Annotated in this window: 6 protein-coding genes; all 6 read right to left on the reverse strand. The window is 74.9% G+C overall.

The window, feature by feature from the left end:
• Nucleotides 1–37: 37 nt before the first annotated feature.
• The gene (locus tag EKO23_RS23975; protein ID WP_134721009.1) at nt 38–538 is read right to left on the reverse strand and encodes a macro domain-containing protein; all 501 of its coding nucleotides are present in this window, start codon (nt 536–538) and stop codon (nt 38–40) included.
• A gap of 122 nt (nt 539–660) precedes the next feature.
• A complete protein-coding gene (locus EKO23_RS23980; protein WP_134721010.1) occupies nt 661–1,659 on the reverse strand; it encodes a WD40 repeat domain-containing protein in 999 nt (332 codons plus the stop codon).
• A complete protein-coding gene (locus EKO23_RS23985; RefSeq protein WP_342773638.1) occupies nt 1,652–2,875 on the reverse strand; it encodes a class I SAM-dependent methyltransferase in 1,224 nt (407 codons plus the stop codon). Before EKO23_RS23985 ends, EKO23_RS23980 begins: the two co-directional genes overlap by 8 nt.
• 82 nt (nt 2,876–2,957) lie before the next feature.
• Complete coding sequence (locus EKO23_RS23990; RefSeq protein WP_246051283.1) at nt 2,958–5,765, reverse strand: FAD-binding and (Fe-S)-binding domain-containing protein; 2,808 nt, start codon at nt 5,763–5,765, stop codon at nt 2,958–2,960.
• Nucleotides 5,762–7,024, reverse strand: coding sequence for a hydroxyacid-oxoacid transhydrogenase (locus EKO23_RS23995; RefSeq protein ID WP_134721011.1), 1,263 nt, complete (start codon nt 7,022–7,024; stop codon nt 5,762–5,764). Before EKO23_RS23995 ends, EKO23_RS23990 begins: the two co-directional genes overlap by 4 nt.
• Nucleotides 7,025–7,047: 23 nt before the next feature.
• Nucleotides 7,048–7,932: an NUDIX domain-containing protein gene (locus EKO23_RS24000; RefSeq protein WP_134721012.1), complete on the reverse strand. Its 885-nt coding sequence runs from the start codon at nt 7,930–7,932 to the stop codon at nt 7,048–7,050.
• Nucleotides 7,933–8,016 lie beyond the last annotated feature (84 nt).

The raw sequence follows: 8,016 nt of genomic DNA on the forward strand, positions 1-8,016 counted from the left end.
AGTCGCGCCTGACTGGTCGTCGAGTCGCGCCTGACTGCTACAGCGCGGCCGCGATCGCGTCGTACGTCGGCCGGCCGAACGCCACGATCCGCGCCTCCTCGACCTCGGTCGGGGTGGCGCGGAGCGTCTCGACGGCGGCGGCGATCGCGTCGTCGAGGGGCCAGGCGTAGATGCCGGCGCTGACGAGCGGGAACGCGACCGTGCCCGCACCGAGCTCGTCGGCGACCGCGAGCGCGTTCGCGTAGCACGAGACCAGCAGCGACCGGTCCCGCTCCCCCGCGCCGAAGTTCGGACCGACCACGTGGATCACCCATTGCGCGGCCAGGTCCCCGGCGGTGGTCCAGCCGGCCTGGCCGGTGCCGAGCCCGTGCGGGAACCGGCGTACGCAGTCCTCGAGCACCGCCGGGCCACCCGCCCGGTGGATGGCACCGTCGACCCCGCCGCCCCCGCGCATCCCGCGGTTCGCGGCGTTCACCACCGCGTCCACCTGCTGCCGGGTGATGTCGCCCTCGACCACGATGACTCGCGCGTTCCCCATCCCCCCTGCATACCACCGACCGGCCCCGATGGTCCGCGGTCGCCGGCCGGGTAGTCCCCAACGAAACGGCTGCGAAATCGCCGAAACCACAACCGTTTCGCTGGGGAGTATCCGGACAGGGGTCAGCGCGGGGGGCGCAGGGCCCGCAGCAGCACGACCAGCGCGCCGACGAAGAGCAGGCCGCCGAGGGCCCACTGCCAGGGGTCGCGCTGGAAGCCGGGCGGCGCCGGCTGGCGCGGGTCGCCGGGCGCGACGTTCGGGTCCGCCGAGGGGGTGGGCCGGTCCGGGAGGTCCGGGGACTGCGTGGCCGGCGGCGCGGCCAGCACCCGCTCGACGGAGGGGGGCAGCACGATCCGCAGCAACGGCGAACGCACCCCCTCCGAGCTCGCGTAGACGGTGCCGTCCGGCGCGACCGCGATCCCCTCCCCCTGCTTCTGGGGCGGCAGGTCGACCTCCGCGACCGTCTCCAGCGAGGGGAAGTCGAGGACGTAGGCGCGCCCGTAGCTGCGCAGCAGCACGTGCTGCCCGTCCGGGAAGAACGCCCCGTCGGTCACGATGCCGGGCGCGTCCCCGATTCGCTGGAGCTCGTTGGGTACGCCGGGCCGGAGCGAGGACGGCGCGGCGTACACCGTCCCCCCGAGCACGCTCTTGGTGACCACGAACAGGCGCCCGGTGCGCGGGTGCGCGAGCAGCGCCTCGGCGTCGTGGGCGCGGTCGCCATACACCAGCGAGTACGACGTCCCGGACGCCGAGAGGTCGCCCCGTCCGATCGGTACCCGGGTGACCGTCACTGTCTCCCGTGCCTCGGAGTTGTCGCCGATGTCCCCGACCCACACGTCGCCGTCGGGTGCCGGGGCCAGCGCCTCGACGTCCTCCGGCTCGGCCGGCCAGGTGGTGGTGCCGACAGTCTCGCCGGTGGCCAGGTCGACGGTGAACACCCGGGCGCTGTCGCCGGAGTCGTTGACCGTGGTCACCAGCCCGTCCGCGACCACCAGCCCGCTGGATTCCACGATCTCGGTGTCGGCGAACCGGAACACCACGTCGCGGTCGGGCTCGGCGGGCGCCAGCGCGGCACCGACCAGGAAGGGGACGGCGAGGACGACGACGAACGCCTCACGCAAGACGGTCGCCCACCAGCTCGGCCAGCTTCGGGTGCACACCCCACTGCGCGACCAGCCCGTCGTAGTCCGTGCGCACCGAGCCTCCCTTGACCGGCGAGCCGGTGCGCACCGCGCGCAGCAACGTGTTGCGCGGCGTGTGCTTGCTCTCCACGAACTCGACCACGTCGACGCGGTAGCCCAGCACCCGCAGGATCGAGGCCCGCAGCGCGTCGGTCAGCGTGTCCGCGAACCGCTCGCGGAGGATGCCGTGCCGGGTCAGCAGGGCGTACGGCGCGGGGGTGGGGTTGCGCCGCAGCTGCGCGGCGATGTCGTGGTGGCAGCACGGGGCAGCCAGCACCAGCGACGCCCCCCAGGCGACGGCCCGGGCCAGCGCCTCGTCGGTGGCGGTGTCGCAGGCGTGCAGCGCCAGCACCACCTCGGGCGGCTCGGGCAGCTCGGCGCCGCCGATGGTGCCGACCACGAACGACGTGCTGTCCGCGACGCCGAGCCCCTCGGCGACCGCGGTGTTGTGCTCGCGGGACTGCTCCTTCACGTCCACCCCGGTCATGGTCACGGGCAGCCCCCGCACGTGGGTGAGGTAGCGGTGCGCGGCGAAGGAGAGGTAGGCGTTGCCGCAGCCGAGGTCGACGACCCGCAGCGGCTCCTCGGGGGTCGGCCGGCGCAGCGCCCCCACCTCCAGGGCATCGGTCACCGACGCGTCGAGCAGCCGCAGGAACTCCTCGACCTGGCGGTACTTCGCCTGCCGGCTCGGCTTGATCCGCCCCTCCCTGTCGGAGATGCCCAGCGCCAGCAGCACCGGGTCGTCCTCGGGCAGCAGCCGGCTCTTGGCACGGTCGTGGCCGCGCTCGACCTCGACCTCCTCGGTGCGGGCGCTGGTGTGCACCATCGCCTCGAGCTTCTTGGTCACCCGCACCTGGTGCTGCTCGGTGGTGGTCTCGACGTGCCAGTTCGCGAACGGAAGGTCCAGCAGGTCGTCGACCGCGTCCCGGGCCGCGTCGCCGACGGCGTGGTTGGAGGTGTGCGCCTGGGTCGCGTCGTACGCCGTGACGTGGAGGTGGCGCCCGGCCTTCAGGTCGACGTACCGCAGCTCGACCCGGCGCCAGCGCGGCTCCTCGCCGCGGCGGCGCCCGGACGCGACCGCCCGGACCAGCACCTGGTCGTCGAGGAGGAGGGAGCGCATCCGGGACAGCGCCCGGAGCAGGGGTTCGGCGGGCACGGCTACACCAGCGCGGCGATGAGGACGATCACGAGGAGCCCGACCAGCGCCACCGGGATCACCATGCGGCGGTAGCGGGGGTTCATGCCTGCAGTCTAGAGGTGAGCAGCTCGGCCAGATGCATCGCGGAGACGTCCGCGAGGTCGTCCAGCTGGACCCGGCAGGACAGGCCGTCGGCGAGCACCACGGCCCCCGGACCGGCCGCCCGGACCGCCGGCAGCAGGGCGTGCCCGGCGATCGCGACCGAGACGTCGTAGTGACCCTTCTCCATCCCGAACGACCCGGCCAGGCCGCAGCAGCCGCCGACCCGGGTGACGGTCGCACCGGCCCGGGCGAGCAGCGCCGCGTCGGCCTCCCAGCCGAGCACGGACGCGTGGTGGCAGTGCGGCTGCGCGACCACCTCGAGCCCGGTGAGGTCGGGCGGCTCCCAGCCCTCGATGCCCGACAGTACCTCGGCCAGCGTGCGGGTCGCCGCCGCGATCTCCGCGGCCCGCGGGTCGGCGCTGAGCTCGACCAGGTCGGAGCGCAGGGTGGCCAGGCACGACGGCTCCAGCCCGACGATCGGCGCCCCGGAGGTGACGTACGGGTGCAGCACGTCGACGGTCCGCGCCACCACCCGTCGCGCAGCCGAGAGCTGCCCGGTGGTGATCCAGGTGAGCGCGCAGCAGGCGTGCTCGTCGATCACCCGGACCCGAAGCCCGGCGGCCTCGAGGACCTGCATCGCGGCCAGCCCGGCGGACGGCGCGAGGTGGTCGGTGAAGGTGTCGGCCCACAGCCAGACGTCGGGCACGTCGGCGGCCGGCGCGGACATCCGGATCGCGTCGCCGTGGTGCCGTCGGGAGGCCCGTCGCAGCGTCATCGACGCCAGCCGGGGCAGGTCGCGGTGCTGGTCGATCCCGGCGGCGCTCTTGGCCAGCCGCGCGGTCGGGCCGAACCGCATCAGCGCGTTGAGGACCGGCGCGACCGGCGAGGACAGCCGCGCCCACCGCGGCAGCGCACCCAGCGCGTAGTGCGACCGCGGCCGCCGGTGGCCGGCATACCTCGCCTGCAGCGCCTCGGCCTTGTACGTCGCCATGTCGACGCCGGTCGGGCAGTCGCGCGCGCAGCCCTTGCAGGCCAGGCAGAGGTCGAGCGCCTCGCCGACGGCGGGGTCGGCCAGCCCGTCGACGAGGGCGCCGTCGAGCGCCTCCTGCAGCACCCGGGCCCGGCCGCGGGTGGAGTCCTTCTCGTCCCGGGTCGCGGCGTACGACGGGCACATCACGCCACCCGCCGGCGCGTTGTCGGCGAGACACTTCCCGACGCCGGTGCAGCGGTGCGCGGCGGCGCCGAGCGAGCCGCCGTCGTGCAGCAGCCGCAGGGTCGGCCGGTGGTCGCGCACCGGCCGGGCCGGGCGCAGGTCGGCGGCGACCGGCGCAGGGTCGACCAGCACGCCGGGGTTGAGCAGCCCGTCGGGGTCGCAGACCGCCTTGACCGCACCGAAGAGCCGCAGCGACTCGGCGTCGTACATCAGCGGGAGCAGCTCCGATCGGGCCCGTCCGTCGCCGTGCTCGCCGGAGAGCGACCCGCCGTGGGTGCGGAGCGCGGTCGCGGCGTCGGTGAGGAACGCCCGGAACCGCGCTGCCCCGTCGTCGAAGGCGAAGTCGATGCGCACGTGCACACAGCCGTCCCCGAAGTGGCCGTAGGGGACGCCGTCCAGCCCGTGCTCGCGCAGCAGCCCGTCGAAGTCGCGCAGCCACGCGCCGAGCCGGTCCGGCGGGACCGCGGCGTCCTCCCAGCCGGAGTACGCCGGCCGGTCGAGGCTGCGCGCGGCCAGGCCGGCGCCGTCCTCGCGGATCCGCCACAGGGCGGCCTGCTCGGCCGGGTCCTCGACCACCCGGTGCGCCAGCGCGCCGGCCGCGGCGGCCACGCCCGCGGTGCGGGCCTGCACCTCGGTCGCAGAGTCGCCGGTCACCTCGACGAACAGCCAGCCGGAGCCGCGCGGCAGGTCCGGGACCGGGCGGCCGGCGGCGCGCACCACGTCCACGATCCGCTGGTCGAGGCCCTCGCACGCGGCGAGGTGCGGCACTCCGAGGATCCCCGGCACGGCGTCGGCGGCCTCGACCATCGACGGGTACCCGAGCAGCACCAGCGCGGTCACCGCCGGGTCGGGGACAAGCCGCACGGTCGCCTCGAGCACGGTCGCGAGGGTGCCCTCGGAGCCGACCAGGAAGCGGTCGAGCCGGCGGCCGTTCTCGGGGAGGAGGTGCTCGAGCGCGTAGCCGCTGACCTGCCGCGGGAACCGCCCGAACGTCGTCCGCACGTGCCCGAGATGGCCCTCGACGAGGGTGTCCAGGGCCGGGAGTCCGTCCCCGGTGTCGAGCACCCGCCCGTCGCCGAGCAGCACCCGCAATCCCTCGACGTTGTCCGCGGTCCGGCCGTAGCCGAGCGCACGCGAGCCGCACGCGTTGTTGCCGATCATCCCGCCGACCGTGCACCGGGTGTGGGTGGACGGGTCCGGCCCGAAGCGCAGCCCGTACGCCGCCACCCGGCGCTGCAGCCGGGCGTGCACGACCCCGGGCTGCACCGTCGCGGTGCCGGCCTCCGGGTCGAGGTCCAGCACCCGGGTCAGGTGCTTCGCGGTGTCGACGACGATGCCCGGCCCGACCGCGTTGCCGGCGATCGAGGTGCCGGCGCCCCGCATCGTGACCGGGACCCGGGCCTCGCGGGCGACCGCGTGCACGGCGACCAGCTCGTCGGTGTCCCGCGGTCGGGCCACGACCCGGGGCACCACCCGGTAGAGCGAGGCGTCGGAGGAGTAGAGCGCGCGGTCCAGGGTGCTGGCGGAGACGTCCTCGACGCCGGCCCGACGCAGCGCCACGACCAGCTCGTCGCGCTCCAGGTGGATGCTCACCAGTTCTCCATCGAGCCCCGGAACACGCCGGCCAGGTCCTCCGCGGTCACCTCCCGCGGGGCCGTTGCCAGCAGCCGCTGCTGCTGCAGCGACCCGGCCACGAGGTCGTCGACGTCGGAATCGGTGTACCCGACCTCGGCCAGACCACAGGGCAGTCCGATGTCCCGCATCAGGTCGACCAGCACCCCGGCCAGCAGGGCCGGTCCGTCGCCGTCGGCGCCCGGGTCGAGCAGATGGGCGGCACGCAGGTGCCGCTCGGGGGCGGCGTCGAAGGTGAACCGGAACGCCTCCGGCGCGGTCAGGGAGACCGCCATCCCGTGCGGCACGATCGGCTCGTCCTTCGGGTAGCCCTCCGGCCGGTAGTTCCGCACCCGGCCGGCGATGGGGTAGGCGTTCGCGTGCGGGACGTGCACGCCGGCGTTGCCGAAGCCCATGCCGGCGAACGTCGCGGCCAGCGCCATCTGCTCGCGGGCCGCCGCGTCACCGCCGTCGCGGACGGCGGCGCGGAACGAGCCGGCCAGCAGCGACAGGGCCTTCTCCGACCACATGTCGGCGATCGGGTTGGCGCCGCAGTAGGGCACCCGCTGCCCGGGCTGCTTGGCGTCGAAGTCGGCGTACCAGCGGGCGGTGTACGACTCCAGCGCGTGGCACAGGATGTCCATGCCCGAGGCTGCGGTCACCATCGCCGGCTGGCTCATGGTCAGCTCGGGGTCGACCACGGCCAGGGTCGGGCGCAGCCGCGGGTGGCTGATCCCGGTCTTCACGTGCTGGGCGAGCACGTCGAGCACGCAGATCGTGGTGCTCTCGCTGCCGGTGCCGGTGGTGGTCGGCACCGCGACCAGCGGGCGCAGCGGCTGCGTGGGTGCCCGGCCGCCGCCGACCGGGGCGTTGACGTAGTCCATGAGCTCGCCGGCGTTGGTGCCGAGCAGGTTGACCGCCTTCGCGGTGTCGATGGACGAGCCGCCACCGACCGCGACGTAGGCGTCGAACGGGCCCTGCGCGCGCCCGAACGCCACGGCCTCCTCCAGCGAGGCGTCGGTGGGCTCGACCCGGGCCCGGTCGAAGACCACCACGTGGATGCCGTGGCCGCGGATCTCCTCGGCGATCCGGGCCGGGTGCCCGGTCGCAGCGACGCCGGCGTCGGTCACCAGCAGCACCCGCCGGGCGTCGTACTGGCCGAGGTCGTGGCCGATCTCGCGTGAGCTCCCCGGGCCGAACTTCAGCGACGGTGCGCCGTAGGTGAAGACGGTTTCGGTCATGGGACCAACCTAGGGCGCGTGGCTCAGAGCGACAGCGCGTGGCGTACGACGTCCAGCGCGTCGATCGCTCCCGACCCGACGTCGGCGACCGGCACCCAGGCCACGGCGTCGGTGGTGCCGTCGACCTCGACCGCGCTCGGCTCCGCCCCCTCCGGCACGGTCGCCGCGAAGACCAGGTGGATGCCGTGGAAGTCCTCCTGCCGTCCGGTCGGCGCGGTCCCGGTGAAGTGCACGTCGTGGACGCCGAGCAGGTCCCCGACGACGCACGGCACCCCGCACTCCTCCTGCACCTCGCGGGACAGCGCCACCGCCGGCTTCTCGCCGTGGTCGACCCCGCCGCCGGGCAGCGTCCACGACCCGGCGTGGGCGCCGAGGCGCGAGATCCGGACCAGCAGCACCTGCTCGCCGGCCGGGCCCGGCCTGCGGACCAGGGCGTACGCCGCGAGCCGCTGCCGCTGGAACGGCTGGTGGTCGCGCAGCGCCTCCTTCACCAGGTCGGTCACCGGCACCGTCCCGGAGTGCACGTCCGCGAGCGGGACCCAGGCCGACTCCACCGTGGACCCGTCGACCTCGACGACCCGTGGCTCCGGCGCGTCGACGGGCACCCAGCCCTCGAACACGATCCGCAACGCGTGGTAGTCGGCCGGCCACTCCCCGTGCTGCGCGCGCGGGTTGTGCATGCTGTAGATCCGCGCCGCGTCCGAGACCCGTGCGTCGAGCCCGGTCTCCTCGTGGATCTCCCGGACCACCGCCTGGTGCGGGTCCTCCCCGTGGTCGAGCCCGCCGCCCGGCAGCGTCCAGAGCTCGCCGCGGGCGATCCTCGGGTCGAGCCGGGAGAGCAGGATCCGGTCGTCGCGCAGGACCACGGCGTACGCCGCCACGCGCTGCCGCTGCGGAAGTCGGGCCATGACTGCGAGCCTAGGGCGCCTCGCCCACGTCGGAGGCGTGGCGAGCGGAGTTTCGCCGCCAGATCGGATGCGAAAGTCCGCGCA

The organism is Nocardioides guangzhouensis, assembly GCF_004519545.1.
In the GTDB taxonomy this organism is placed as follows: Bacteria; Actinomycetota; Actinomycetes; order Propionibacteriales; family Nocardioidaceae; genus Nocardioides; species Nocardioides guangzhouensis.